The 26014-nt window shown below is 73.1% G+C and carries 23 protein-coding genes; 5 read left to right on the top strand and 18 right to left on the bottom strand.

All coding sequences use genetic code 11. The annotated features are described in order from the left end of the window. Positions 1-49: 49 nt before the first annotated feature. The 5 genes from DFJ68_RS06430 to DFJ68_RS06410 all read right to left on the bottom strand — a co-directional run bounded on the left by DFJ68_RS06430 (position 50) and on the right by DFJ68_RS06410 (position 8143). Positions 50-1207: a peptidase C39 family protein gene (locus DFJ68_RS06430; protein ID WP_121031987.1), complete on the bottom strand. Its 1158-nt coding sequence runs from the start codon at positions 1205-1207 to the stop codon at positions 50-52. A gap of 92 nt (positions 1208-1299) precedes the next feature. Beyond that, positions 1300-4104, bottom strand: coding sequence for an aconitate hydratase AcnA (acnA, locus tag DFJ68_RS06425; RefSeq protein ID WP_121031984.1), 2805 nt, complete (start codon positions 4102-4104; stop codon positions 1300-1302). Between the two features lie 152 nt (positions 4105-4256). Then, the gene (locus DFJ68_RS06420) at positions 4257-4673 is read right to left on the bottom strand and encodes an acyl-CoA thioesterase (protein WP_121031982.1); all 417 of its coding nucleotides are present in this window, start codon (positions 4671-4673) and stop codon (positions 4257-4259) included. Between the two features lie 153 nt (positions 4674-4826). Then, positions 4827-6137, bottom strand: a complete 1311-nt coding sequence (locus DFJ68_RS06415) for a class I SAM-dependent RNA methyltransferase (protein ID WP_121031980.1) — start codon at positions 6135-6137, stop codon at positions 4827-4829. A 44-nt stretch (positions 6138-6181) separates the two neighbouring features. Next, entirely contained in the window at positions 6182-8143 is a 1962-nt protein-coding gene (locus DFJ68_RS06410; RefSeq protein ID WP_121035152.1) for an APC family permease, read from the bottom strand. A 218-nt stretch (positions 8144-8361) separates the two neighbouring features. On the opposite strand from DFJ68_RS06410, the gene DFJ68_RS06405 reads away from it, so the two are divergent. Together DFJ68_RS06405 and DFJ68_RS06400 are read left to right on the top strand one after the other, a co-directional pair. Continuing rightward, a complete protein-coding gene (locus DFJ68_RS06405; protein ID WP_121031978.1) occupies positions 8362-9024 on the top strand; it encodes a potassium channel family protein in 663 nt (220 codons plus the stop codon). A gap of 72 nt (positions 9025-9096) precedes the next feature. After that, on the top strand, positions 9097-9783 hold the full coding sequence (locus DFJ68_RS06400) for a potassium channel family protein (RefSeq protein ID WP_121031976.1): 687 nt from the start codon (positions 9097-9099) through the stop codon (positions 9781-9783). Positions 9784-10008: 225 nt separating this feature from the next. Here DFJ68_RS06400 and DFJ68_RS06395 read toward each other — a convergent pair whose 3' ends face one another. The 5 genes from DFJ68_RS06395 to DFJ68_RS06375 are packed head-to-tail and all read right to left on the bottom strand — an operon-like array spanning position 10009 to position 12999. Beyond that, complete coding sequence (locus DFJ68_RS06395) at positions 10009-10794, bottom strand: DUF3159 domain-containing protein (protein WP_121031974.1); 786 nt, start codon at positions 10792-10794, stop codon at positions 10009-10011. Further along, the gene (locus tag DFJ68_RS06390) at positions 10787-11179 is read right to left on the bottom strand and encodes an OB-fold nucleic acid binding domain-containing protein (protein WP_245963505.1); all 393 of its coding nucleotides are present in this window, start codon (positions 11177-11179) and stop codon (positions 10787-10789) included. Before DFJ68_RS06390 ends, DFJ68_RS06395 begins: the two co-directional genes overlap by 8 nt. Positions 11180-11183: 4 nt before the next feature. Beyond that, complete coding sequence (locus DFJ68_RS06385; protein WP_420823653.1) at positions 11184-12092, bottom strand: DUF3710 domain-containing protein; 909 nt, start codon at positions 12090-12092, stop codon at positions 11184-11186. Further along, complete coding sequence (dut, locus tag DFJ68_RS06380; RefSeq protein ID WP_245963503.1) at positions 12089-12661, bottom strand: dUTP diphosphatase; 573 nt, start codon at positions 12659-12661, stop codon at positions 12089-12091. The genes DFJ68_RS06385 and dut overlap by 4 nt, the downstream gene beginning before the upstream one ends. 38 nt (positions 12662-12699) lie before the next feature. Continuing rightward, a complete protein-coding gene (locus DFJ68_RS06375; RefSeq protein ID WP_121031971.1) occupies positions 12700-12999 on the bottom strand; it encodes a DUF4193 domain-containing protein in 300 nt (99 codons plus the stop codon). A gap of 455 nt (positions 13000-13454) precedes the next feature. On the opposite strand from DFJ68_RS06375, the gene DFJ68_RS06370 reads away from it, so the two are divergent. Further along, the gene (locus tag DFJ68_RS06370; protein ID WP_121031969.1) at positions 13455-13640 is read left to right on the top strand and encodes a hypothetical protein; all 186 of its coding nucleotides are present in this window, start codon (positions 13455-13457) and stop codon (positions 13638-13640) included. A gap of 13 nt (positions 13641-13653) precedes the next feature. Here DFJ68_RS06370 and DFJ68_RS06365 read toward each other — a convergent pair whose 3' ends face one another. The 3 genes from DFJ68_RS06365 to DFJ68_RS06355 all read right to left on the bottom strand — a co-directional run bounded on the left by DFJ68_RS06365 (position 13654) and on the right by DFJ68_RS06355 (position 16391). Continuing rightward, complete coding sequence (locus DFJ68_RS06365; protein ID WP_121031966.1) at positions 13654-14505, bottom strand: inositol monophosphatase family protein; 852 nt, start codon at positions 14503-14505, stop codon at positions 13654-13656. Further along, positions 14502-15620 carry a ferrochelatase gene (locus tag DFJ68_RS06360; protein WP_121031964.1) on the bottom strand — a complete coding sequence of 373 codons (1119 nt, stop codon included), beginning with the start codon at positions 15618-15620 and terminating at the stop codon, positions 14502-14504. The genes DFJ68_RS06365 and DFJ68_RS06360 overlap by 4 nt, the downstream gene beginning before the upstream one ends. Before the next feature lie 75 nt (positions 15621-15695). After that, positions 15696-16391, bottom strand: coding sequence for a trimeric intracellular cation channel family protein (locus tag DFJ68_RS06355; protein ID WP_245963502.1), 696 nt, complete (start codon positions 16389-16391; stop codon positions 15696-15698). A gap of 148 nt (positions 16392-16539) precedes the next feature. Between DFJ68_RS06355 and sepH the strand changes: the two genes are divergently transcribed. Beyond that, positions 16540-18093, top strand: coding sequence for a septation protein SepH (gene sepH, locus DFJ68_RS06350; protein WP_121031959.1), 1554 nt, complete (start codon positions 16540-16542; stop codon positions 18091-18093). A 96-nt stretch (positions 18094-18189) separates the two neighbouring features. Here the strand turns inward: sepH and DFJ68_RS06345 are convergent, their stop codons facing one another. The 5 genes from DFJ68_RS06345 to DFJ68_RS06325 form a co-directional block, all read right to left on the bottom strand. Beyond that, on the bottom strand, positions 18190-19560 hold the full coding sequence (locus DFJ68_RS06345; RefSeq protein ID WP_211333279.1) for an SGNH/GDSL hydrolase family protein: 1371 nt from the start codon (positions 19558-19560) through the stop codon (positions 18190-18192). Between the two features lie 147 nt (positions 19561-19707). Continuing rightward, complete coding sequence (locus DFJ68_RS06340; RefSeq protein ID WP_121031957.1) at positions 19708-20445, bottom strand: thymidine kinase; 738 nt, start codon at positions 20443-20445, stop codon at positions 19708-19710. Positions 20446-20493: 48 nt separating this feature from the next. After that, a complete protein-coding gene (locus DFJ68_RS06335; protein ID WP_245963501.1) occupies positions 20494-21699 on the bottom strand; it encodes an alkaline phosphatase family protein in 1206 nt (401 codons plus the stop codon). An 86-nt stretch (positions 21700-21785) separates the two neighbouring features. Then, positions 21786-22379 (bottom strand): DUF5998 family protein, encoded by a 594-nt coding sequence (locus tag DFJ68_RS06330; RefSeq protein WP_121035147.1) that lies wholly within the window; start codon positions 22377-22379, stop codon positions 21786-21788. Positions 22380-22467: 88 nt separating this feature from the next. Then, a complete protein-coding gene (locus DFJ68_RS06325) occupies positions 22468-25134 on the bottom strand; it encodes a bifunctional acetate--CoA ligase family protein/GNAT family N-acetyltransferase (protein ID WP_121035146.1) in 2667 nt (888 codons plus the stop codon). Positions 25135-25345: 211 nt separating this feature from the next. Here DFJ68_RS06325 and DFJ68_RS06320 point away from each other — a divergent pair, with 211 nt between their 5' ends. Next, a complete protein-coding gene (locus DFJ68_RS06320; RefSeq protein ID WP_121035145.1) occupies positions 25346-25975 on the top strand; it encodes a nitroreductase family protein in 630 nt (209 codons plus the stop codon). Positions 25976-26014 lie beyond the last annotated feature (39 nt).

The raw sequence follows: 26014 nt of genomic DNA, 5'->3' as shown, positions 1-26014 counted from the left end.
GCCCCAGTCTGCCCCGGTGGGCGCACCGTCCCTGCGCCGGGCGGTCCGGTCAGGCCCAGTTGGCCTCGGCCGGCGGCGGCGGCAGGGGGTGGTCGGCCGGGTGCATGACGTAGGTCATCCCGCCGTTGGTGCCGAGCCAGACGCGCTCGAACTGGTCGCGGCGGTAGACCGTGCGCACCTCGTCGTTGCTCGGGATCCGGTGGCTGTTGGGGTCGTTGGAGACGACGTCACCCTCGGGCGTGAACCCGACGACGGTCAGCAGGTGGCCCGAGGTGCCGTAGCCGGCGCCGTCGAGCTGCTCCGGCTCGAAGGCGACCGACACGACGACGGGCACCCCGGCGGCGACGAACGCCTCGACCTCGGTGAGGTCGCGCAGGCGGGTGACGTAGGCCCGCAGGCCCCTCGTCGCGGCGTAGGCGGCGTTGAAGGCCCAGTTGCCGGCCCCGGCGAAGGCCGCGTCGTAGACCCGGCTCACGGCGTGCACGACGGCCGGGTCCGGGCGGTCGCCCACCCACGCCGTCTCGTCCGCGGTCGGGGCGTGCCCCCAGTGCTCGAGCAGCATCGTCGTCGACGTCGGGGAGCACCACGACTGACCGCCCTCGTCCCAGTGGGCGAAGGTGTCGACGTGCAGCCGCTGCGAGTGCGGGGGGACGGCGATCTCGACACCGCGCGCGACACCGGGTCGGCTGGTCGGCTCGTCGGCCCCGACGGTGACGGCCGATACGCAGGCGGCCACGAGCGACACCGTCGGCCACGGCCCGTGGTCACGCTCGGACAGGGCCGTCAGCCGCACCTGCCACGCCGAGAAGGGTGACGCGGGGTCGGCGACGAAGGCGTCGTGGGCCATGCGCCCGCCCTCGACCGGCTGGTCCTTGACGGTCGTGCGCACCATCGCTCCCCCACCGTGGTCGGGGTCGACCCCGGCGTCGGTCCAGCGGGCGAAGGTCAGCCACGGGCTCCACCCCGACGCCTGAAGCACGCGCCCCTCGACGAGTAGCCACGTGCCGGCCGGGGTCTGCGCGTTCCACGACGGGACGAGCTCGAGCGCCTCGAACGTGCTATCGACGACCGGCGACTCCCAGCGCCTCGCCGACCAGCGCACCGGCCCGGCCCCCTCGACCCAGGCGTCGGTGTGCTCGACGGGTTCGGCCGGGAGCCAGTCCAACTCGTCCTCCCAGACGGTCAGGGTCACGTGTCGCTCGCTCACCCCACGAGCATGTCACCCGCCCCGGGACGGACGACAGGGGCCCGGTCACCGCGCGTCGCGGCATCCGGGCCCCTGGTCGGCCGACGGGAGGGTCAGCTGTTGACGAGCGACCGCAGGACGTACTGCAGGATGCCGCCGTTGCGGTAGTAGTCGGCCTCGCCGGGGGTGTCGATGCGCACGACGGCGTCGAACTCGACGCTCTCGCCCGACGTCCTGACGGCCGTCACGTGGACGGTGCGCGGCGTCGTGCCCTCGTTGAGCGCGGTGATGCCGCTGATCGAGAACGTCTCCGTGCCCTCGAGGCCGAGCGACTCCGCGTTCTCGCCCTCGGGGTACTGCAGCGGGATCACACCCATGCCGATGAGGTTGCTGCGGTGGATCCGCTCGTAGCTCTCGGCGATGACGGCGCGGACGCCGAGCAGGCTGGTGCCCTTGGCCGCCCAGTCGCGCGAGCTGCCCGAGCCGTACTCCTTGCCCGAGAGGATGACGAGCGGGGTGCCGGCGGCGGCGTAGCTCTGCGCCGCGTCGTAGATGCTCGTCTGCTCGCCGTCCTTCGTGAAGTCGCGGGTGAAGCCACCCTCGACGCCGTCGAGCAGCTGGTTCTTCAGGCGGATGTTCGCGAAGGTGCCGCGGATCATCACCTCGTGGTTGCCACGACGCGAGCCGTAGGAGTTGAAGTCCTTGCGCTCGATGCCGTGCTCGGCGAGGTAGCGACCGGCGGGGCTGTCGGCCTTGATGGCGCCGGCCGGGCTGATGTGGTCGGTCGTGACCGAGTCACCGAGCTTGGCCAGCACCCGCGCACCGTCGATGTCGGTGACCGGGGTCGTCTCCATCGTCATGCCGTCGAAGTACGGGGGCTTGCGCACGTACGTCGAGTCGTCGGCCCAGTCGAAGGTCGCGCCCTCGGGGGTGGGCAGCGACTGCCACCGCTCGTCGCCGGCGAAGACGTCGGCGTAGTCGTCGGTGAACATCTGCTGGTCGATGCTGCGCGCGATCGTCGCCTCGACGTCGGCCGGGGCCGGCCAGAGGTCGCGGAGGAAGACGTCCTTGCCGTCCTCGTCCTGACCGAGGGCCTCGGTCTCGAAGTCGAAGTCCATCGTGCCGGCGAGGGCGTAGGCGATGACGAGCGGCGGGCTCGCGAGGTAGTTCATCTTCACGTCGGGGTTGATGCGCCCCTCGAAGTTGCGGTTGCCCGAGAGCACCGACGTGACCGCGAGGTCGTTGTCGTTGATCGCCTGACTGATCTCGTCGTTGAGCGGGCCCGAGTTGCCGATGCACGTCGTGCAGCCGTAGCCGACGAGGTGGAAGCCGAGCTTCTCGAGGTAGGGCCACATGCCGGCCTTGTCGTAGTAGCCCGTCACGACCTTGGAGCCGGGTGCCATCGACGTCTTGACCCAGGGGGCGACCGACAGGCCACGCTCGACGGCGTTCTTGGCCAGCATCGCGGCCGCCATCATGACCGACGGGTTCGAGGTGTTGGTGCAGCTCGTGATCGAGGCGATCGAGACGATGCCGTGGTCGATCTCGAACGAGCGGCCGGTGCTGTCGGTGACGGTGACCTTCTTCGACGGGCGGCCGGAGCCGTCGCCGCTGTCGGACGGCTTGCTGCCGCCGTTGACCTCGTTGGTCGAGTCGGTCGGCGCGGGGTCGCTGGCGGGGAACGAGCTGCCGGTGCCGGCGTCGCCCTCGTCGTGCGCGACGTAGGTCGGCAGCACCTTGCGGAAGCTCGACTTGGCGTCGGTGAGCGCGATGCGGTCCTGCGGGCGCTTCGGGCCGGCGATCGAGGGCACGACCGTCGACAGGTCGAGCTCGAGGTACTCGCTGTAGCGGGCCTCGGGCTGGTCGGGACCTGCCGTCAACCAGAGACCCTGCTCCTTGGCGTACGCCTCGACGAGGGCGACGCTCTCGTCGGAGCGGCCGGTGAGGCGCAGGTAGTCGAGCGTGACGTCGTCGATCGGGAAGATCGCGCACGTCGATCCGAACTCGGGGCTCATGTTGCCGATGGTGGCGCGGTTCGCGAGCGGCACCTGGGCCACGCCCTCGCCGTAGAACTCGACGAACTTGCCGACGACGCCGTGCTTGCGCAGCATCTCGGTGATGGTCAGCACGACGTCGGTCGCGGTGGCGGCGGTGGGGATCGAGCCACTCAGCTTGAACCCGACGACGCGCGGGATGAGCATCGAGACGGGCTGGCCGAGCATGGCCGCCTCGGCCTCGATGCCGCCGACGCCCCAGCCGAGCACGCCGAGGCCGTTGACCATCGTCGTGTGCGAGTCGGTGCCGACGCACGTGTCGGGGTAGGCGACCTGCTCGCCGTCGATCTCACGGACCATGACCGTGCGGGCCAGGTGCTCGATGTTGACCTGGTGGACGATGCCGGTGCCCGGGGGGACGACCTTGAAGTCGTCGAAGGCGGTCTGGCCCCAGCGCAGGAACTGGTAGCGCTCGCGGTTGCGCTCGTACTCGATCTCGACGTTGCGCTCGAAGGCGTCCGAGCGGCCGAAGACGTCGATGATGACGGAGTGGTCGATGACGAGCTCGGCCGGCGCCAGCGGGTTGATGCGGGCGGCGTCGCCACCGAGGCCGGCGACGGCCTCACGCATCGTGGCGAGGTCGACGACACAGGGGACGCCGGTGAAGTCCTGCATGATGACGCGGCCCGGCGTGAACTGGATCTCGGTGTCGGGCTGGGCGTTCTCGTCCCAGCCGCCGAGGGCGCGGATGTGGTCGGCGGTGATGTTCGCGCCGTCCTCGGTGCGCAGCAGGTTCTCGAGCAGCACCTTCAGGCTGTACGGCAGGTTCTCCTGCCCCTCGATGCCGGCCAGGCGGTAGATCTCGTACTGGCGACCCTGAACCTCCAGGGTCCCCTTGGCCTTGAAGCTGTCCACACTGCCCACGACGGGCTCCTTCCAGCGACTCTGCTCAATTTATCTTGACGTCAAGATATATCTAACCACACGGCGTCCCCATTGTCAGCCCGCCACGCACCCCGCGCCACCGGCCGTCACGGCCCGCCGACCGGCATCCTCACGGGCTCGACGGCGCCCGGTCAGGCGGCGCTCAGGGCGCCCCGCACGTGCTCGTCGAGCGGGATCTTCGCGCCGGCGAGGGTGTCGAACCAGACGTAGGTGATGACGCAGGATGCCGTGAGGGCGGGGTCGGCGCCCGTGCGCCAGATCTCGTGGCGCAGGGTGAACGACGACGTGCCGACCCGGTCGACCGTCACCCGGATCTCGGCGCGGTCGAGCGGGCGCAGGCTGACGACCCAGTCGATCTCGGCGTGCCGCACGAGGGCGAGGTGGTGCTCGGCGGCGAAGCGGGCGGGGTCGTAGCCGATGCTGTCGAGGAAGCCGACCTTCGCGTCCTCGCACCACGTGAGGTAGTGCGAGTTGAACACGACCCCGGCGACGTCGATCTCGGAGAAGCGGACGGTGACGGGCAGGGTGAACGGCGGTCGGGCTGACATGGGCCCATGCTCTCGCGGCCGCGTCGCGGCCTCGTTGGGGGCACCCCCGGCCGGGCCCGGGCGAACACACCGAGCAATGCGCAGGTCGGCGAGTTGCAACACGCGTACCTGCTCATTGCTCGGTGTGTTCGCCGGCGAGGGGTCGGATGCCGGTCAGTCGGCTCGCTCGAGCACCGCGATGCACTCGACGTGGTGGGTCATCGGGAAGGCGTCGTGGGCCTCGAGCGAGGCGAGCCGGTAGCCGTGGGTGAGCGCGGTCGCGACGTCGCGCGCGAGCGCGGCCGGGTCGCAGGCCACGTAGACCGCCCGGCGCACCCCGAGCGCGGCGAGGTGCGCGATGACCTCGGGTCCGGCGCCGGTGCGCGGCGGGTCGAGCACCGCGAGGTCGGCGCCCACGCCCTGGTCGACGAGGGTGGCCAGCTCGGCGTCGACCCGGCCCGCCCGCCACTCGACGTTGGGCAGGTGCCCGGTGTTGGCCCGACCGTTCTCGACGGCCCGCCGGTCGCCCTCGATGCCGAGCACTATCCCGTCGGGGCCGACGAGCTCGCCGAGGCGCGCGGTGAACAGGCCCGAGCCGGCGTAGAGGTCGAGCACCCGGTCGCCGGGGGCCGCCTCGAGCAGGACGGTGACCCGGTGCAGGAAGGTCGGGGCGGCGCCGGGGTGCACCTGCCAGAACCCGCGCGCGGCGACGGCGTACTCCCCCGACCAGTCGCCGTCACGCACGACCTCGCGGACGAGGCCACCGTCGCCGGCGTCGTCCCTGCCCGCATCCGGCTGCGGACCGCGGTAGCGACGGTCGCCGCCCCGTCGGTCCCGGCCCTGGGGCCGAGCCCGCTCGCGAGCCCGTTCCAGCGGTACCGGGACGAGCACCGGCTCGGCCGGGTCGGCGGCGTCGATGACGTCGACCGCGGCCACGCCGGGCCACGACCGGTCGAGCACGCCGGACCCGACCACCGGACGGGTGGCGATGAGGCAGTCCTCCACGGGGACGACGTCGCGCGAGCGGTGGCGCCGCAGCCCCGCCCGGCCGGTGCCGTCGACCGCGAACTCGACCCGGGTGCGCCAGTCGAGTCCGTCGTGGTCGCCCGGCACCGCGGCCACCTCGACGTCGACGTCGAGCCCGGCGAGCCGGGAGAACTGCTCGCGCACGACCGCGGCCTTCAGGGCCCGCTGCTCGGCGAGGTCGACGTGCTGGAAGTCGCAGCCCCCGCACCGGCCGGGGCCCGACCACGGGCAGGGCGGCACGACCCGGTGCGGCGACGCCTGGCCGACCGACACGGCATCCGCCCGCACGAAGCGGTCACCGACGCGACCCTCGGTGACGCGGGCCAGGACCCGCTCGCCCGGCAGCGCGTGGCGCACGAAGACGACCTGGCCCTCGTGGCGGGCGATGCAGAAGCCGCCGTGCGCGACGGGGCCGACCTCGACCTCCCACTCGGCGCCGACGAGCGAGGGGGCGGACACGGACGGTTCGCGGCGACGAGGCCGCCGTCCGCCGCAGGCCGAGGTCACAGGTTGCCGCCGCGCACCGAGCCGCTCACCGGCGGCTCGTCGATCCACTCGCGCTCGGCGCCCTCCGACGACTGCAGCTGCCACGGCACGCTGACGACCATGACGCCCGGGGTGAAGAGCAGACGGGCCTTGAGGCGCAGGGCGCTCTGGTTGTGCAGCACCTGCTCCCACCACCTGCCGAGCACGTACTCCGGCAGGTACACCGTGACGATGTCGCGCGGGTTGCCGCTGCGGATCGAGCGCACGTAGTCGAGGATCGGCCGCGTGATCTGCCGGTACGGCGACGACAGCGCCTTGAGTGGCACGGGGATCTGGCGGCGGTCCCACTCGTCGATGAGCGCCTGCGTCTCCTCGTGGTCGACGTCGACGACGATGGCCTCGAGGTAGCTCGGGCGGTTGGCGCGGGCGTAGGCGAGGGCGCGCATCGTCGGCTTGTGCACCTTCGAGACGCAGACGATGGCGTGCACGTGGCTGGGCAGCATGGGCCGCTCGACGTCCCAGTCGATCTCGAGCTCCTTGCGCACCCGGTCGTAGTGGCGACGGATGCCGAGCATGAGCACGAAGAGGACGGCCATCGCGATGATGGCGTAGCGGGCGCCCGCCTGGAACTTCGTGATGAGCACGACGATGAGCACCGTGGCCGACATGGCCGCCCCGACCCCGTTGATGACGCGCGAGCGCATCATGCGCCCCCGCTCCTTCGGGTCGCGCTCGAGGCGCAGCAGCCGGGTCCAGTGGCGCACCATGCCGGTCTGGCTCGTCGTGAAGCTGACGAACACACCGACGATGTAGAGCTGCAGCAGGGCGTTGACGTTGGCCCGGAAGACGACGACGAGCAGGATCGCGGCCGCCGCGAGGATGAGGATGCCGTTGCTGAAGGCGAGGCGGTCGCCGCGGGTGTAGAGCTGGCGGGGCAGGTACCCGTCGCGGGCGAGGATCGAGCCGAGCACCGGGAAGCCGTTGAAGGCGGTGTTCGCGGCCAGGATGAGGATGAGGCCGGTGACGATCGAGACGAAGACGATGCCGACCGGCAGGTTCGCGAACACCGAGGTGGCGAGCTGGCCGATGGCCGTGTGCTGCACGTAGTCGTCGCCGACCGGCTGGCCGTCGCGCAGCAGCTGGGTCGCGGGGTCCTCGGCGATCTTGATGCCGGTCCAGTTGCTCAGGGTGATGATCGAGGCGAGCATCGCGATCGAGATGCTGCCCATGAGCAGCAGGGTCGTGGCCGCGTTGTCGCTCTTGGGCTTCTTGAACGCCGGCACGCCGTTGCTGATCGCCTCGACGCCGGTGAGGGCCGCGCAGCCCGACGAGAAGGCGCGCAGCAGCAGGAAGGCCGCCGCCACCCCCGTGATCTCCTCGCCGCCCTCGGGCACGAGTACGAGGTCGGCGCTCTCGGACGGGGTGAGGCTGCCGGTGAAGTGTTGGATGAAGCCGAAGATGCCCATGCCGATGATGGCGAGCATGAAGGCGTAGACCGGCACCGCGAAGGCCTTGCCCGACTCGCGCACGCCGCGCAGGTTCATCGCGGTGAGGAAGACGATGAGCCCGACCGCCACCGGCACCTCGTTGCCACGGACGAAGCCGAGCACCGTGCCGGCGTTCTGCACGCCCGAGCTGACCGACACCGCGACGGTGAGCACGTAGTCGACGAGCAGCGCGCTCGCGACCGTCAGGCCGGCCTTGGGGCCGAGGTTGACGGTGGCCACCTCGTAGTCGCCGCCGCCCGAGGGGTAGGCCCGCACGTTCTGCCGGTACGACGCCACGACGACGACCATGACGAGCACGACGGCGATGGTGATCTGCCAGCTGTGCGTCATCGCGAAGGCGCCGCCGGCGAGGCCCAGCATGAGCATGATCTCGTCGGGCGCGTAGGCGACCGACGAGAGCGCGTCGCTCGCGAAGATGGGCAGCGCGAGCCGCTTGGGCAGCAGGGTGTCACCCAGCTTGTCGCTGCGCATCGCGCGACCCACGAGCACACGCTTGAACAGCGAACCGGTACCTGGCACGGCGATACTGTATGCCGCTGCGGATGCCGGTCGCGCACCGTCGCGACACCCGTCCGGGTGGCGGTACGCCACCACGGCGCCGGGCCCCGTCCGGCGGGGGCCCGCGACCCGGCATCCGGCTGCCGTCGGTCGGCTCGGGAGCGCCCCACGCACGGTGTACCGTCGCGCTCGTGCACTTCGTCATCATGGGCTGCGGCCGTGTCGGCTCGACCCTGGCCCGCACCCTCGGGCGTGCCGGTCACGACGTCGCCGTCATCGACTCGGAGGCCTCCGCCTTCCGCCGGCTCGGCACCGAGTTCGAGGGGCAGACGGTCACCGGCATCGGCTTCGACCGCGACACCCTCGTCGCCGCCGGCATCAAGGAGGCCTATGCCTTCGCCGCGGTGAGCAGCGGTGACAACTCGAACATCCTCGCGGCCCGGGTGGCCCGCGAGACGTTCGGTGTCGAGCACGTGGCCGCCCGCATCTACGACCCGCAGCGCGCGATGGTCTACCAGCGGCTCGGCATCCCCACCGTCGCGACCGTGCGCTGGACCTCGGACCAGATGATCCAGCGGCTGCTCCCCCAGGGCGCCATGCCCGAGCTCACCGACCCGAGCGGCAAGATCGTCATTGCCGAGGTGCCGCTCGCCCCGGCGTGGATCGGCCGCCCGCTCTCGGCGGTCGAGGAGCAGACCGGCGGACGCGTCGCCTACGTCACGCGGCTCGGCGAGGGCGCGATCCCGACGCCGGGCATGGTCGTGCAGCAGGGCGACCTCGTGCACCTCAGCGTCCGCCGAGACGAGCTGGCCCGGGTGGAGCGCATCTGCGACCAGCCACCGGCCCCCGTCTGAGCCGTCCTCTCCCGCCCCCTCGTCCGACCGTCAGCCCCACAGCCACTGACCGACACCCCGAAGGAGACGTGCATGCGCGTCGTCATCGCCGGAGCCGGCAGCGTCGGCCGCTCCATCGCCCGCGAGCTGCTCGGCAACGGGCACCAGATCCTGCTCATCGACAAGGACGCCGACGACGTGCAGGCCTCGCGCGTGCCCGAGGCGTCGTGGCTGCTCGCCGACGCCTGCGAGATCACGGCTCTCGAGGAGGCCCACCTCGAGACGTCCGACGTCGTCGTCGCCGCGACGGGTGACGACAAGGCCAACCTCGTCATCTCGCTGCTGGCCAAGACCGAGTTCGGGGTGCCGCGCACGGTCGCCCGCGTCAACAACCCCAAGAACGAGTGGATGTTCGACGAGTCGTGGGGCGTCGACGTCGCCGTCTCGACACCGCGCCTCATGACGGCGCTCATCGAGGAGGCCGTCAGCATCGGCGACCTCGTGCGCATCTTCGAGTTCCAGCAGGGCCGCGCGGCCATGGTCGAGATCACGCTGCCCGACGTCAGCCCCTTCGCCGGCCGCCGGGTCGGCGACGTCGACTGGCCGATCGACACGGTGCTCGTCGCGATCATCCGCGAGCAGCGGCCGCTCGCCCCCACGCCCGACGACGCGATGGAGGCCGGCGACGAGCTGCTCTTCATCACGACGACGGAGCAGGAAGAGCACCTGCAGGCCATCGTCGCCCCCGGTGACCGGCCGAAGTCGCTCGGCGCGCTCTGACCGGAGCGAGCCACCCGGCATCCTGCGTCCGTCGGCGCTTGTGTGATGCCGAACGCCGTCTGTTCACCGCTGTGTGATGCCAGACGCGGCGCATACGGCGCGCTCGGCATCACACAACGGCGCGTCCGGCACCCCTGACGGCTCAGCGGTGTCAGGCGCACACGGTGACGCGCGTCCGGCACCCCTGACGGGTCAGAGGTGCCGAACGCGGCGGACCGGGTGAGGTCAGGCGGGGGCGGCGGGGCCGCGGGCGTCGATCGGGGTGCGGCCGCGCAGCAGGATCGCGCCCATGACGGTGAGGGCCACGAGGTAGAGCGGCCAGCCGAGCACGACCTTGGCCACGCCGAGGGCCGCCACCTGCTCGGCGAGGTAGAGCGGCACCATGACGGCGAGACGCACGACGTTGAGGGCGATGAGCACCCACGCCAGCCGTGAGGCGACGGTGACGATGCCGCGGTGGCGCCGCCACCAGGTGGGGTCCTCGGCGAAGACCTCGGGCTCGGCGACGCCGACGACGAAGCCGAACAACGGCCAGCGGGTCAGGTTCGTCACGAGCAGCAGCACGAGCAGACCCGCGTTCTGGATCATGCCGGGCAGGAAGGCGTCCTCGGCACGCCCGGACCGCAGCGCGAAGAAGGCGGAGATGCCGACGCCGACCGCGGCGTAGGCGATGAACCGGGCGTCCTGGCGCTGGACCAGCCGCACGAGCAGCAGCACGACGACGCACGCGCCGGCGACGACGAGAGCGGTGCGCAGGTCCTGGGTGCGGGTCCACGTCAGCGCGAAGGCGAGCGTCGGCACCGCCGACTCGGCCGCGCCGCGCCAGCCGCCGATGGCCTCGGAGAGCTTGTCGCGCAGCAGCTCCTCGACCGTGGCGTAGCGACGGAGGTCGGCCTTCTCGGGGGCGTCCCGACGACCGGGGGCGTCCGGTGTGCCGGTCGCACCCGTCGCGCCGGACGAGCCGGGATGGTCGCCGCGTCCGGATGCCGTCGTGGCGGGGTCGTCACTCATGTGCGGCTCCGGTGCGGCCGATGATCTCGTAGGCCGGGTTGAAGATGGTCGTGAGGTTGCGATGGCGCGAGACGCGGCCGGTGGCCCGCAGCTTCACGCCGGGGTCGATGCCGGCGATGCGCCGTCGGCCGAGCCACACGAGGTGCAGCGTGCCGGTGCCGTCCCACACCTCGACGTCGAGCGCGGGCACGTCGTCGCGCGGCCGGAGGGTCACGGAGCGGATCTCGCCCGACACCGTGGCGCGCTCGCGCAGCCGGACGGCGTCGATCGGCACCACGCCCACCTCGGCCGACTCGCGCTGCATCTCGGCGGCCTCGAGGTCGTCGGTCGAGCGCGTGAGCCGCTCGGTGAGCCGGCGCAGCACCCCGGTGTGACCCGTGGCCACGGTGTCAGCGCACCTCGGTGATCTCGGGGCCGCGCTCGAAGGGGCGCAGGTCGTCGAGGCCGACGGGCTGCTGCCCGCCGTCGGAACCGTCCGAGTCGTCGTCCACGGCCGCGTCGGCCGCACCCTCCGGGGCGGCGGGGGCCTCCGGCAGGCGGAGCGCCAGCAGCTCGCGCGGCGGCATCGCCTCGTCGCCGCGGTCGACGACCGCCGTGCGGATGACCTCGTACACCTCGTCGGCTGCTTCGGGCTCGACGGCGGCGCGACCGCTGACGACGGCACGGAGGAACCAACGCGGCCCGTCGACGCCGATGAAGCGGGCCGGCATGAACACGACCCGGCCGTCGGGAGCGTTCTGCGGCATCCGCGTCATGAGCTCCTGGCCGAACTCGCCGGTGACGACCTCGGCGGTGCCGCCGGCGTCGGTGATGCTGCCGGCGATCTCGTTGCGGATGTCGACCCACACGCCCTCGGTGCGCGGCGCGGCGAACGCCTGCAGCTGCACCGCCGACTCACCGATCAGTGCGGTCACCCCGGTGATCTGCTGCTCCTGCTCGTTGACCTCGAGCCGCAGCTCCATGTCCTGCTTGCCGCGCAACCAGAGGGCGCCGAGGTTGAGGTACTCGGAGTCGTCCTGCACGTGCGACCGGTCGAACGGACCCTCGTCGCCGGTCCGCGGCGGGTTCGCCTCGCGCTCGGCGTCGACGGCGTGGCCGAGGTCGGCGGCGTCACCGGACTCGTCAGCAGGCCCGTCACCGGGGTCGACACCGAGGTCGACGCCGTCGGGACGGTCGCCGTCCGTGGCGTCCTCGCGGAGGTCGGCGTCGTCCCGGATGCCGTCGTCGTCGGGGCGCGTGTCCGCGTCCTGTCCCGTGGCCTGCTTGGTCTTGCCGCGGTTGAAGAGTCCCACCGTCATTCCGTCCTTCGCGTCGTGCTGCCCTGCGCGGGCGCGGTCGTTGTGGTCGTGTCGGGCACCAGCTGCGCTGCGGGGCCGAAACCGCCCGTGGAACCGTGACCAGTGTCACCCCTCGCCGTCGTCCCGAGCGAATCGACCTCGGCGATGAGCGGACGGGCCACCCGCTGCACGACGAGCTGGGCGATGCGGTCACCCCGTCGCACGTGGAAGGGCTGCTCACGGTCGAGGTTGACGAGGTTGACGAGCACCTCGCCGCGGTAGCCCTCGTCGACGGTCCCGGGGGCGTTGACGATCGAGATGCCGTGGCGCGCCGCGAGTCCGGAGCGGGGGTGCACGAACCCGGCGTGGCCGGCCGGCAGGGCGACGGCCAGCCCGGTCGGCACGAGTGCCCGCTCCCCCGGCCCCAGCGTGACGTCGACGCGCGACGGCAGGTCGAGACCGGCATCCCCGGGGTGGGCGTAGGCCGGCAGCGGGAGGTCGGGGTCGAGGCGCAGGACGCGCAGCACCACCTCGTCGCCCGCGTCACCGGCCTCGCGCACCCCACCCGGGACAGCGAAAGGGTCGGTCACGAGGACCGACCCTACTTGCCCCACTGTTGCGCCGGTGATCAGGCAGCGCACTCCGTGCAGATCATCGTGCCGTTGGTCTCCTTGGCGAGCTGGCTCCTGTGGTGGACCAGGAAGCAGCGACCGCAGGTGAACTCGTCGGCCTGCTTGGGCAGGACCCGGACCGACAGCTCCTCGCCGGAGAGGTCGGCGCCCGGGAGCTCGAAGCCCTCGGCCTGCTCGGTCTCGTCGACGTCGACGCTCGAGCTGCTCTTGTCGACGCGGCGGGACTTCAGCTCCTCGATGGAGTCCTCGTTGAGGTCGTCGTCCGTCTTGCGTGGTGCGTCGTAATCGGTTGCCATCTCGTCTCTTCCCTCATCCCTCTCGGCTGCTGCAGCGCGCAGCACCCTGACGCGGTGAACGCGCATGACCCCGGGCTTGTTCCCTGCTGGAACGCCCCCCGGACCACCCGATGCATGCATCACCGCGTGCGCGGATTGTGCACCTTTTCCCGGGCGTTGTCACCTCGGGTCTGCGGACCGGCCCGCACACCCCTGACGTACCCCCGACGACCCGGTCGTGGGCACCTCCCAGCACCCCTCCGGGCGCCCCTCCCCGGTCGCCCAGGGTTCACCGACCGGACGCCCGACGGTCGCGTCGACGACGTGTGTGGCGCACGACACTGAGCAGAGGGCGCGGACCCCGACCGCCCGTGGTCGCTGGGCGCCGAGCGCCCGGTCGACGGCGGCCGGGGTAGGGTCGGCCGTCCGCCCATCCGAGCGACCGACCGATCTGCCGACCACCACGGAGGTGCCCCATGACCGAGTTCGTCGACCAGATCCGGCAGAGAGTCAGGGACGCCCTGGCCGACCTCGAACGCGCCGCCGACGCCGGCGACGACTACGGCGTGCAGGTGCACACGGGCGAGCTCGAGTCGTTCGCGCGGCTGGCCGCCGAGAACGGGCTGACCGTCCCCGAGCTGGCCCCCTTCCGCGCCGCCTGAGCAGCCCGACGGCTCAGCCGACGAAGAGCGACTTCACCTCGTCGACGAGGGACGGCGGGGCCGCCACGGTGAGCTCCTTGCCCGGATGCCGTCCGGTGCCGGTCACGATGCCACCCGCCTCCTCGACGAGCAGCCACCCCGCGGCGAGGTCCCAGGGGTTCAGCCCCGCCTCGGCGTAGGCGTCGACGGTGCCCTCGGCCACCCGGACGAGGTCGAGCGCGGCGCTGCCGATGCGGCGGATGTCGCGCACCGCCGGCAGCACCCGGGTCATCACCTCGGCCTGACGCGCACGGGTCTCGGCGGCGTAGCCGAAGCCGGTCGCGAGCAGGGTCCGCGCGAGCAGCGTCTCGTCGCTGACGTGCAGCGCGCGGCCGGTGCGTGAGTCGGGCCCCTCACCCTCGGCGACGGTCCACGACCCACCGCCGCGGCGGGCGTGGTGCACGACCCGACGTGACGGGTCGGCGACGGCCCCCGCGACGACGGTCCACCCGCCGGCGACCGAGACGTCACCGGTGACGACCGCGATCGACACCGCGTAGGCGGGGATGTCGTAGAGGTAGTTGACGGTGCCGTCGATCGGGTCGACGACCCACGTGAGGCCGCTCGAGCCGGCGACGTCGGCACCCTCCTCGCCGAGGATGCCGTCGTCCGGCCGGGCTGCGAGCAGCCGCTCGTGGATGAGCCGCTCGGAGGCGGTGTCCATCAGCGTCACGACGTCGGTCTCGGTCGACTTGGTCTGGGCGACCCGGACGCGGTCGGGCCGCTCGTCTCGGATGAACCGCGAGGCCTCGGCGGCGACCTCGACGCAGAGCCGTTCGAGCTCGACGACCACCTCGCCCGAGGGCTGCCCGGCGTCGCCGGTCACGAGGGCTCCCCGGCGGCGAGCGCGGCGGAGTCGCGGCCGCACAGGGCGGGCTTGGCGGCCCGCAGGTTCGGGCAGCAGCCCACCTCGCAGACCGACGGGCGGCGCCCGTCGAACTGGGGCACGGCCTCGCCGCGCGCCTCTGCCGCGCGCTCCTCGAGCGCGTCGACGAGGTCGGCGACGAACACGGGGTCGGTGCCGACCGTGGGCACCCGCACGAGCTGCACCCCGACCTTCTCGGCGGTCTCGGCCGCCTCGGTGTCGAGGTCGTAGGCGACCTCCATGTGGTCGCTGACGAACCCGATCGGGGCGACGACGACGTGCTTGACGCCGTCGGCGGCCAGCTGCTCGATGCGGTCGTTCACGTCGGGCTCGAGCCACGGCTGGCTCGGCGGCCCGGACCGCGAGCAGAAGACGAGCTCGCCCTCGAGGTCACGACCGAGGACGCCGTTCGCCTCCTCGGTGAGCGACGACGCGAGGGCGAGGTGCTGGCGCTGGTAGAGGTTGCCGTCACCGTCGCCGGGGCCGGACGTCTCGTCCATCGTGTCGGGGATGGAGTGGGTGACGAAGAGGAGCGCGACCTCGGCGTCGGGGGCGCCGTCGAGGGCCCGCATCGACTGCACGAGACGGCCCAGGTTCGCCCGATGGAAGCCGGGGCGGGCGGCGTACTGCCCCACCTTGTCGACCTCGAGACCGTCGGTGCCCTCCGCGTCGGCCTCGAGCTCGGCCATGGCGGCGGCGAGGTCCTCGCGGTACTGGCGGCACGAGGAGTAGCAGGAGTAGGCGCTCGTCGTCAGCGTGACGACGCGGCGGTGCCCGGCCTCACGCGCCTCGCGCAGGGCGTCGGCGACGAAGGGCTCGCTGTTGCGGTTGCCCCAGAGCAGCGGGGTGTCGATGCCGCGGCGGTCCAGCTCGGCCCGTAGGGCCGCGAGCAGCTCGCGGTTCTGGTCGTTGATGGGGCTGCGCCCGCCGAAGAGGTGGTAGTGGTGACCGACCTCCTCGAGCCGCTCGTCGGGGATGCCGCGACCGGCGGTGACCCGGCGCAGGAAGGGCATGACCTCCTCCGGGGCCTCGGGCCCACCGAAGGAGAGCAGGAGGATGGCGTCGTACGGGTCCATGTCGTGGAGCTTTCTAGGTCGAGGGCGTGGTGCGGCTGGCTGGTGGTCGGATGCCGGTGGGTGGGCTCGGGCTGGTCATGCCCGATCGGGCGGGCCGCCTCCCCGGGAGGACGCGGAGGACGTGCCCGCCGAGTGGCCGCCCCCGGTGCGCAGGGGGGTCGGGGCGTTGAGGTCGAGGTGGACGGCGACCATGCGGACGGCGAAGACGAGGGCGGCGGCAGACCACAGGGCGAGGTCGCCGACGGTGCCGAACTGGGCGAAGGTGACGACGACGATGGCGCCGAGCATGGCCGGCACGGCGTAGAGCTCACGACGGAGCACCTCCGGCACCTGACCGGCGAGCAGGTCGCGGATGACACCGCCGCCGACGGCGGTGAGGACCCCGACGATGACGGCGGTCACCGGGGTCACGCCGGGGGTCGTGACGGCCTTGAGGCTGCCGGCCACGGCGAACGCCGCCAGCCCCACGGCATCCAGCACCCGCACGAAACGCGTGATGCGCGCGACGCCGGGGTGGAAGAGGAAGGTGACGAGGCCACCGAGCCCGGCCGCCGTCAGCAGGCGCCAGTCGCTGATGCCGACCGGCGGGATGGCGCCGATGAGCAGGTCGCGCAGGACACCACCACCGAGCGCGGCCGCGCAGGCGAGGACGAGGACGCCGAAGAGGTCGAACCGCTTCTTCACCCCGACCAGCCCGCCCGAGAGCGCGAAGACGAACACGCCGACGAGGTCGAGGGCGAGCTGCGCGGACGGGTTCGTGGGGAGCACCACCTCAGACGGTACTCGTGCGGCGTGGTCGCTTTCGTGCTGCCCGGGCCGGTGGCATGCTCGACGCTCGGTACCTGTCGTCGTGGACGTCGGCACCTGACCACGAGACCAGCACGAGACCACCGCGACGAGCGACCGGGAGAGCACCGCCATGCAGGACCTCAGGTTCATCGGCGTCCACGAGGACGGCCTGCACCTGCTGCTCGCCGACGACGAGGGCAACCGGTACAGCGTGCCCATCGACGAGCCCCTGCGCACCGCCGCCCGTCGGGAGCGCCCGCGCACCTTCTCGACGGACGCCGAGACCGGCGCGCAGATGCGCCCGAAGGACGTCCAGGCCCTCATCCGCGCCGGGGTCGGCGCCGACGAGGTCGCCGAGCGGGCCGGGTGGAGCGTCGACAAGGTGCGCCGCTACGAGGGGCCGATCATCGCCGAGCGCGAGTACGTCGCCGGCCTGGCCCGTCAGGTGCGGCTGCGCCCGCGGGGTGCCGGTGCCGGCGGTCCCGCGCCCACGCTCGAGGCGCGGGTCACCGAGCGGATGCGCGCCCGTGAGCTCGACCCGGGGACGGCCGTCTGGGACTCCTTCCGTTCGCCGACCGGTCGCTGGAGCGTGCTCGTCCTCTTCGTCGCCGGCGGGCGCCAGCGTCAGGCGGTGTGGGGCTTCGACCCCCTCGCCCGCACCGTGTCGGCCACCGACGACGAGGCCCGCTGGCTGAGCGAGGACGACGACGTCCAGGCGCCCGGCCCGATCCCCGCCCCGCACCTGCAGGCGCCCTCGCGGCCGAGCCAGGTGTACGACGTCGAGGCCGAGGGTGGCGTGGCCGCCCGTCCCAAGCGGCGTCGGGCCGAGCCCGTCGACCTCATGGCCGCCATGCGGGAACGCAGCTCGGCCCGTGGCCGGCGCCGTCGCGGGTCGAAGGCGAGCGACGCCCCGGGCCTCGACGCCGCGCCCGACGAGGCGCTGCCCCTGGAGGAGCTCTCGGTGCGGGTCGAGGACGCCGGGCTCCCGCCCGCCGCCCACGGCGCGGCCGAGGACGACGACGAGCGTCGCTCCGCGGAGGTCGAGTCGGCAGGAGACGCCGCGCCGGAGCCCACCCTCGACGACGCCGTCGACGACCTCGTGGACGACGGCTCGGACGACGGCTCTGGCGACGCCGTCGACGACGGCTGGGACGACGCCGACACCGAGGATGCCGAGGCCGCCGGGACCGGGGCCACGGCGAGCGACCGCGCCGCGACCTCGACGGCGAGCCCGAGCCGGTACGACCAGCCGCTCCCCCTCGACGACTTCGAGGACGCCAAGGACGCCGGGGACGCCGACACGCCCGCCGGGTCCGACCAGACGGCGCCGCTCCCGGTCGCCCGTGACGACGACCGGGACGATGACGGGGACGACGACGGGGCGGACGCCCCCGAGGTCGGCCCGCCCGTCGACGACGCCCTCGGCGACCCGGGCTCGTCTGCGCCGCAGGAACCGTCACGGGACGTGGAGGCGGAGGCCGCTGACGCCGCCCACCCGGACGACGACGAGCACGACACCGACACCGCCGCGGCGACCGAGCCGGAACGCAAGCCCGAGCCCGAAGCACCCGCCGAGCCGGCGCCCGCACGTCCGACGCCACCGAAGCGACCGGCATCCGGCCGCAAGGGTCGCCCGAGCGTGCCGAGCTGGGACGACATCATGTTCGGACGCAAGGGCGACTGACCCCGCACGAAACGATGCCGCCCGGGTCACCGACCCGGGCGGAATCCTGACGTCATCGCGACGTCACCACCACGGTGGGTGGCGGCCCGACCGACGTCAGCGCAACACCGCGAGCCGCACGGCGGCGCCCATGGCGGCGTAGCCCGCCGCGTTGGGGTGCAGGTGGTCGCCCGGGTCGTAGACGGGGAGCATGCGCGCGGCGTCCTGCGGGTCGCGGATGACGCGGTCGAAGTCCACGACGGCGTCGAACTCGCCGCTCGTGCGGATCCACGCGTTGACCGCCTGACGGTCGCGCTCGCCCGCCGCGCTGTAGTAGCCGGCGCCCTTGTACGGCGTCAGCGTGGCGCCGACGACGGTGAGGCCGGCGTCGTGCGCCCGGGTGATGAACTGGCGGTACACGCCGATGAGCTGGCTCGGGTCGAGCGAGCCGCCGGTGACCCCGATGTCGTTGATGCCCTCGAGCAGGATGACGCTCCTGACACCGGTCTGGCCGAGCACGTCGCGCTCGAACCGCGCCATGGCGTTGGCCCCGGCACCGTCGGCGAGCAGGCGGTTGCCGCTGATGCCGGCGTTGAGCACGCCCATCTTGAGGGCCTGCGGCTGCGCGGTGAGCCGGTCGGCGAGGAAGTCGGGGTAGCGGACGTTCTGGTCGACGAACGACGCGGAGCAGCAGCCCTCGGTGATGGAGTCGCCGAAGGTGACGACCGCGCCCGACGAGCGCGTGTACACGTCGACGCCGTCGAGGAAGTAGAAGCTGGCGCCGATGGCCTCGTAGCGGGAGGCCCCGGTGGCGCGGGTGGCGTCACCGTCGGCGGCGTACGAGGTCGACCAGCCGCTGCTGCGGTACGTCGCCGGTCCGGTGGCCTGAGGCAGGTAGGTGCTGATGACGAGGTCGCTGTCGTCGGGCACGGTCATGGCGAGCGGGTCCGAGACCGCCTCGGCGCCCGGCGGGATCGTCACCGACTCCTTGCCGTTGAAGGTCAGCCTGGTCGGGGCGCCGGCCGTGGCCGCGCCGCCGGCACGCGCGTGGCGGGCCACGCTCGTCGTCCCGACGACGAGGTCCTGCGTGCCGAAGGCGTTGGTGAGGCGCACCCGGACCTGGTCGCCCCCGATCGACAGGTGCGTCACCTGGCGCAGGGTCTGCTTCTCGAAGCCCGACGCGGCCGGCTCCTGCGTGCCGGCCTCGTACACCGCCGTCGCCCAGCTGCCCACCCACGCGGGGCTGTCGGGGTCGGCGGTGAGGGCGGATGCCGGGGTGCCGGGTGCCGCGGCGGCCGCGGGCTGTGCCGCGCCGGCCGACCCACCGACGAGCCCGGTGAGGCCGGTGGCGATCAGGGCGGCCGCGGCGCCGGCGGCGAGGGCCCGGCGACGGTGCCGGTGCCGCCCCTCGGGTGCGGCTGCGGCCGCGTGCACCGTCGGACACGGGGCGTCGGGGCTGTCGGGCGGGGCGGTTCGGCGGTCGGTCACGAGGTGCTCCCAGGATGTGGGCTGCTCCGTTGCAGCCGTCTTCGACGCTAGGTACGCCTCAGGCGGTCGGCAACTCGAAAGCGTCGGTGCGCTCGTGTCGGTCGGCTCGTGTCGGTCAGCTCGGCTCAGGTCCGGCTCAGGTCCGGGTCAGTCGGCCTGGGTGATCGGCAGTGGTGGTCGCGTCGACTCCGACGGGTGGGCGGGCGGCGACGGCACCGCGCAGACGTCGAGGTCGAACGGCAGCACCTCCGGCGAGATGCTCGCGGCCCGGGCGGCGTGCGAGGTCATCCGACGCATGTAGTGCCGTCGGCACAGCACCTCGTACTCGACCTCGGGGACGACCTCGGACCCGGCCGGGGCGGTGTCGCCGACGACGACCTGCTCACCTTCGACGACCATCTGCCCGTCGACGACGCGGGCGTTGGTCGTCGCCCGGCGGCCGCACCAGCACAGGGCCTCGACCTGCAGCACCGACACGCGGTCGGCGAGCTCGATGAGCCGCTTGCTGCCGGGGAACAGCTCGGTGCGGAAGTCGGTCGTGATGCCGAAGGCGAAGACGTCGACGTCCATCTCGTCGACGACGCGGGCCAGCTGGTCGACCTGGGCCGCGGTGTAGAACTGCGCCTCGTCGCAGACGAGGTAGTCGATGCGGGCGCCGGCGGTGGCTCGGCTGACGGTCGACTCCCAGAAGTCGAGGTCGTCGCCGACCTCGAGGGAGCCGCGCGAGAGCCCGAGGCGCGACGAGAGCACGTTGGCCCCGGCCCGGTCGAGCTTTGTGTAGATCAGGCCCACCCGGCCGCGGGCGGCGTGGTTGTGGTCCATCTGCAGGGCCAGCGTCGACTTGCCGCAGTCCATGGTCCCGGAGAAGAAGACGAGCTCAGCCACGAGGGACCACCCTAGAGGTCCGGGGCCGCCCGTCCCTGCGCACCGGCGTCACGCGCCGGCCCGCGGCGCGACGACGACGACGGGCACGGCGAGCTCGTCGTCGCTCGTCGAGCCGTGCAGCCCGAGCAGACCGACGACCTGTGGGCGCATGAGGCCCGAGTGCACGACGGCGAAGGAGCCGTGCATGACGGTGACGACGTCGCCGATGCGTTCCGTCACCGCGGGGCGCACCGCGCCGAACCAGCCCCCGTCGACGACCTCGTCGCGGGTGAGCACGCTGAGGCGGTCACCGAGCTCGGACGTCCACCGGGCCGCGACGTCGCCCGCCGCTCCGGGGCGCGTGTAGAGGTGGAGCGAGCGCGCCTCTCCCCCGAGCTCGGCCACGCCCTCCATGAGGTCCGGCTCGTGCGCGAGGTCGACGCGGTCGTGGAAGGGCACGTCGAGCATTCCGTGGTCGGCCGTCACCACGATGGTCACGTCGTCGGGCACCGTCGCCGCGAGCCGGGCCAGCCCGCGGTCGAGCGCCTCGACCTCGTCACCCCACTGCCAAGACTGGCAGCCGTGCACGTGGCCGACCTTGTCGACCTCGCCCCAGTAGAGGTAGACGAGCGAGCGGGAGTCGGCGGCCACCGCGGCGGCCGCGGCGTCGACCCGGTCGTCGAGGCTCGCCGCGGCCCGGAAGCCGCCCCCGCGCAGCGCGGCCGTCGTCAGCCCAGACCCCTCGAAGTAGTGGGGGCCCACCATGGTCACGCGCACGCCGGAGGCCTCGACCGCCTCGAAGACCGTCGAGTTCGGCTGCCACAGCAGCGGATCGGGCCCGTGCTCCCACGACAGCTCGTTGAGCAGCCGCCCCGTGTCGGGGTCGAGCACCTGCATGCCGACGAGCCCGTGCGAGCCGGGCGGCAGGCCCGTACCGAACGTGCCCATCGACGTCGCGGTCGTGCTCGGGTAGCCGCACGGGACCCGGTGGGTCGTCGCGGCGTGCGAGCGCAGGAACGGCGCGTGGCCGCTGCGGCGCACGAGCAGGTCGTGCCCCAGGCCGTCGACGAGCACGACGACGGCCCGGCGGGTGCGCGGCAGACCGAAGCGGTCGCGCCCCGTGAAGGCCCGCACCCCGAGCGCGTCGGCCACCGACGGCAGCACCGAGGCGAGGGAGGCGGAGTGCCAGTCGACGGGCCCGGATGCCGGTGGGCCGGCGGGCGGGGCAGGCGCCCCTGCCGTCGTGGCCGACATCGCCGGCGTGGCTGGCGCCACGGTCGGGTCGGTGCCCGACGCAGGCGCCGGCGTGGTCGGACCGGTGCGTCCGGCCCGCGGCTTGCGGGGCTTGCGCGGCGACGCCGTCACGCGGCCGGGCCGCCGCCGATGCTCGCGGAGAGCACGCGCGCGAACTCGAGGGCCCGGTCGACGGCATCCTCACCGTCGGCGGCGGCGCTGACCCGCAGGGAGATGTCGTCGCTGGCGATGGTCCCCTCGAAGCCGTGGTCGGCCGTGCAGTCGGGGTCGCCGCACTGGGCGGGCACCATGTCGATGCGGCTGACCGCACCCCAGCCGAGCGTCAGGGTGATGTCGCGGCTGTGGGTGCCGGGCGTGAACGACTCGGGCTCGGCCACGACGTGGGTGACCATGACACCGCGCACGGCCCCGAGCGGCACCGTCTCGGTCGTGGCCGTCGCCATGAGCTGCTCGCCGGGCTCGGCGTGGTCGTCGGCGTGGGCGATGACGAGCCGACGGTCGGTGACGACGAGCACGGTGACGTGCCGGCGCACGGAGTCCTGGTCGAAGGTCGTCTCCTGGTGCACGAGGTGCGCGCGAGCCACACCGCCCGCGAGGGCCGACTCGACGACGTCGCAGACGAGCGCCGGGTAGTAGCCGGCCCTCGTGATGGCCGCGGTGAGCTCGTCGGGCAGGGTCTGCCCGCTGGGGGGACGTCGCATGGGGGCCATCCTTGCACCTGCGGGCCCGCCCGCCGACCGGAGCGAGACCGGTTGAGGACGGCCGCCCGCGCACCCGGGCGGGTGACGCTCAGCCCATCTTGCGGCGGCCCGGGTCCTTGCGCACGAGGGCGGGACGCACGACGACGTCGGCGCCGAGCAGGTCGACGCCACCGGTCCACGCGTTGACCGGGTTGAGCTCGACCGAGGCGAGCTCGGGGTGGTCGTCGGCGAGCACCGACAGCCGGGCGACGAGGTCGGCGAGCGCCGCCCGGTGCACGGGCGCCGACCCGCGGTGGCCGGTGAGCAGCGGGGCCGCCTTGACGCCGTCGATGAGGTCGGTGACGTCGACATCGGTCAGCGGCGGCACGCGGTGGGCGACGTCGCCGAGCAGGTCGGTCGGCGGCCCGGCCACCGAGAAGCTGACGACGGGGCCGAAGAGCGGGTCCTCCGTCGCCCGCAGCACGCACGAGACCCCGGGCACCGCCATGCGCTGCACGACGAACCGGTCGGCCGCCAGCGGGCCGAGCCGCTGCGTCAGGGAGGCGAAGGCGTCGCGCACCGACTCTGCGTCGACGAGGTCGCTGCGCAGGCCCGCGATGCCCGGCTGGTGGCGCACGATCGGTGACGTCGACTTGAGGATGACGGGGTAGGTGAGGGCGTCGGCCGCCTCGACCGCAGCCTCGACGTCGTCGACGACGACCGCCGGCCACAGGCGCATGCCGTAGGCCGCGAGCAGCTCGGCGGTCTCGTCGGCGTCGAGCGACCGCCCTTCGGGGCTCGCGTTGAGCACCCGCGCGATGAGGGTCTCGGCCGCCGCGCGGTCGATGCCGACGGGCGAGACCGTCGTGCCCCGGTCGCGGGCCCGCCACTGCCCGTACCGCGTCACCGCGTTGAGGGCCCGGATGCCGTCCTCCGGCGTCGCGTAGGCCGGCACCGACCGCGACACCCCGTCGGCCTGGACGTAGTCGAGCCCCCCGTCGACACCGCGGACGCCGAGGAAGGTCGCGACACAAGGCTTCTCGTACTTCGACACGACCGTCGTCATCGCACTGCGGACGTCGCTGACACTCGTGACGAGCGGGGGGATGAAGGCGGCGACGACGCTATCGACCTCGGGGTCGGCGAAGGCGGCGTCGAGCGCCGCGGCGAACTCGGCCGCCGGCGCCTGCGGCAGCAGCGACACCGGGCCGTGGGTCACGCGCAGCCCCCAGCTGAGGCAGGCGCCGGCGCTGAGCGCGCCGAGGGCGTCGGAGTTGCCGACGATGGCGACCCGGTCACCGCGCGGCACCGGCTGGTGCAGGGTGAGCTGGGCGACGTCGAAGAGCTGGTGGATGTTCTCGACCCGGATGACACCCGCCTGCCGCAGCAGCGCGTCGAAGGCCTGGGGCGGCACGTTCGTCGTGCGGGTGCGGTGCCCGGGCGGGGCGGCGAAGCTCGAGACGCCCGACGAGACGACGACGACCGGCTTGACGGTGGCGAGGTGGCGGGCGATGCGCGAGAACTTGCGGGGGTTGCCCATCGACTCGAGGTAGAGCCCGACCGTGTCGGTCTCGGGGTCGTCGATCCAGTACTGCATGAGGTCGTTGCCCGACACGTCTACCCGGTTGCCCGCCGACGCGAAGACGGAGATCCCGAGGCCTCGGCGCGCCGCGGACGCGAGGACGGCGATGCCGAGCGCGCCGCTCTGGGCGAACAGGCCGAGCCGCCCGGCATCCGGGATGACCTGCGCGATCGTGGCGTTGAGGCGCACCGCGGGGTCGTTGTTGATGAGGCCGAAGCTGTTCGGCCCCACGACCCGCATGCCGGCGCGGCGGGCCCGGCGACGCAGCTTGTCCTGCAGCTTGACGCCCTCCTCCCCCGCCTCGGCGAACCCGCTGGAGAGCACGAGCAGGGCCCGCACCCCGGCCTGGCCGCACTCGCGCACGACCGCGAGCGCCTGCTTCGGTGGCACGACGACGACGGCGAGGTCGACCTGCCCCGGCACGTCGAGCACCGACGGGTAGGCCGGCACGCCCTGGATCTGGTCGGCCTCGGGGTGGATGGCGTAGAGCCGCCCCGCGAAACCCGCCCCGAGGATGTTGCGCATGACGAGGGCGCCGATCGAGTCGTCGCGCCGGCTCGCCCCGACGACCGCGACCGTCTCGGGGAAGAGGATGGTGCTGACGCTGCGGGCCTCGGCGCGGTGCTCGCGGGCGAGCTGCACCGCCTTGCTCTGCTCGGTCGGCAGGATGTCGAAGGCGACCTCGATGACGCCGTCCTCGATGCGCGAGGACACCTCGTAGCCGGCCTCCTTGAAGACCGTGATCATCTTGCGGTTCTGCGGCAGCACCTCCGCGGTGAAGCGCGTGATGCCGACCTCCTGGGCGATGGCGGCAAGGTGCTCGAGCATGACCGAGCCGATCCCCTTGCCCTGGAAGCGGTCGGAGATGTTGAAGGCGACCTCGGCCGACGACCGGTCGATGCGGTCGAAGCGGCCGATGCCGATGATGTCGCCGTTGAGGGTGGCGACGAGGGCGACCCGGTCGTGGTGGTCGACATGGGTGAAGCGGTGGATGTCGCGTGCGCTCAGCTCGCGGATGGGGGCGAAGAAGCGCAGGTAGATCGACTCGGCCGACTGATGCGCGTGGAAGGCACGAATGCCGTCGGCGTCGGCCGGGGCGATCGGCCGGACGTGGGCGACCGAGCCGTCCTTGAGCACGACGTCGGCCTCCCACTCGACGGGCCCGCCGCTCTCACGCGCGGAGACCACCTCCATGGGCTGGGTCTCGTCGAGCAGGTCCGGGTCGACGGCGCGCGGGCTCGGCGCCTCACCGGATGCCGTCGTGCCGTCCGCCATGGGCCCATCGTGTCACGTCGTGCTGACGTCGCGCTGTGGCCGTGGCCGCCTCGCGGCGACCCCGACACGACCCCGCGTGACGTCGTGGGTGCAGCCGGGCGGCGTCGGCGGCGGGTGGCAGGGTGGCGCCATGGAGTTCAGCGAGGTGGTGCGCCGGCGGCGCATGGTGCGACGGTACGACCCCGACCGGCCGGTGCCCGACGACGTCGTGCAGCGGTTGCTCGAGAACGCGGTCCGGGCGCCCAGCGCGGGGTTCAGCCAGGGCTGGGACTTCGTCGTGCTGCGCGAGGCGGCCGAGCGCGACGCGTTCTGGTCGGCCACCGCCGAGGAGGGGGTGGCCCCCGACGCCTGGCTCACCGGCATCCGGTCGGCGCCCCTGCTCGTGCTGTGCCTGTCGGACAAGCAGGCCTACCTCGAGCGCTACGCCGCTGCGGACAAGGGGTGGGCCGACCGCGACGAGAGTCGGTGGCCGGTGCCCTACTGGGACGTCGACACGGGCATGGCGGCCCTGCTCATGCTGCTGACCGCCACCGACGAGGGCCTCGGCAGCCTCTTCTTCGGGGTGCCGGCCACGCGGCAGGACGCCGTGCACGAGGCGTTCGCCATCCCGGCCGACCGGCGGGTCGTCGGGGTCGTCGCGGTCGGGTACGCCCTGCCCGGCCCGAAGAGCCCGAGCCTGCGGCGGCACCGCCGCGACGCCGGCGAGGTCGGCCACTGGGGGCGCTTCGGCGTGCCTCGGCCCGGCCCCGTGGAGGGCTAGGGGAGGATGGGACGTCGGACACCCGTGCGCGGGTGACCG

Source organism: Terracoccus luteus, from assembly GCF_003635045.1.
Taxonomy (GTDB): domain Bacteria; phylum Actinomycetota; class Actinomycetes; order Actinomycetales; family Dermatophilaceae; genus Terracoccus; species Terracoccus luteus.
The sequence above is the reverse complement of the archived record's forward strand: the minus strand, read 5'-3'. Positions and strand labels throughout refer to the sequence as shown.

What these genes read in the sequence shown, in the direction of transcription:
- DFJ68_RS06420 (WP_121031982.1), bottom strand. Translation starts at nt 4,673, where the DNA reads ATGTCAGCCCGACCGCCGTTCACCCTGCCCGTCACCGTCCGCTTCTCC.
- DFJ68_RS06410 (WP_121035152.1), bottom strand. Translation starts at nt 8,143, where the DNA reads ATGCGCAGCGACAAGCTGGGTGACACCCTGCTGCCCAAGCGGCTCGCG.
- DFJ68_RS06400 (WP_121031976.1), top strand. Translation starts at nt 9,097, where the DNA reads ATGCGCGTCGTCATCGCCGGAGCCGGCAGCGTCGGCCGCTCCATCGCC.
- DFJ68_RS06395 (WP_121031974.1), bottom strand. Translation starts at nt 10,794, where the DNA reads ATGAGTGACGACCCCGCCACGACGGCATCCGGACGCGGCGACCATCCC.
- DFJ68_RS06385 (WP_420823653.1), bottom strand. Translation starts at nt 12,092, where the DNA reads ATGACGGTGGGACTCTTCAACCGCGGCAAGACCAAGCAGGCCACGGGA.
- DFJ68_RS06375 (WP_121031971.1), bottom strand. Translation starts at nt 12,999, where the DNA reads ATGGCAACCGATTACGACGCACCACGCAAGACGGACGACGACCTCAAC.
- DFJ68_RS06370 (WP_121031969.1), top strand. Translation starts at nt 13,455, where the DNA reads ATGACCGAGTTCGTCGACCAGATCCGGCAGAGAGTCAGGGACGCCCTG.
- DFJ68_RS06360 (WP_121031964.1), bottom strand. Translation starts at nt 15,620, where the DNA reads ATGGACCCGTACGACGCCATCCTCCTGCTCTCCTTCGGTGGGCCCGAG.
- sepH (WP_121031959.1), top strand. Translation starts at nt 16,540, where the DNA reads ATGCAGGACCTCAGGTTCATCGGCGTCCACGAGGACGGCCTGCACCTG.
- DFJ68_RS06330 (WP_121035147.1), bottom strand. Translation starts at nt 22,379, where the DNA reads ATGCGACGTCCCCCCAGCGGGCAGACCCTGCCCGACGAGCTCACCGCG.
- DFJ68_RS06325 (WP_121035146.1), bottom strand. Translation starts at nt 25,134, where the DNA reads ATGGAGGTGGTCTCCGCGCGTGAGAGCGGCGGGCCCGTCGAGTGGGAG.
- DFJ68_RS06320 (WP_121035145.1), top strand. Translation starts at nt 25,346, where the DNA reads ATGGAGTTCAGCGAGGTGGTGCGCCGGCGGCGCATGGTGCGACGGTAC.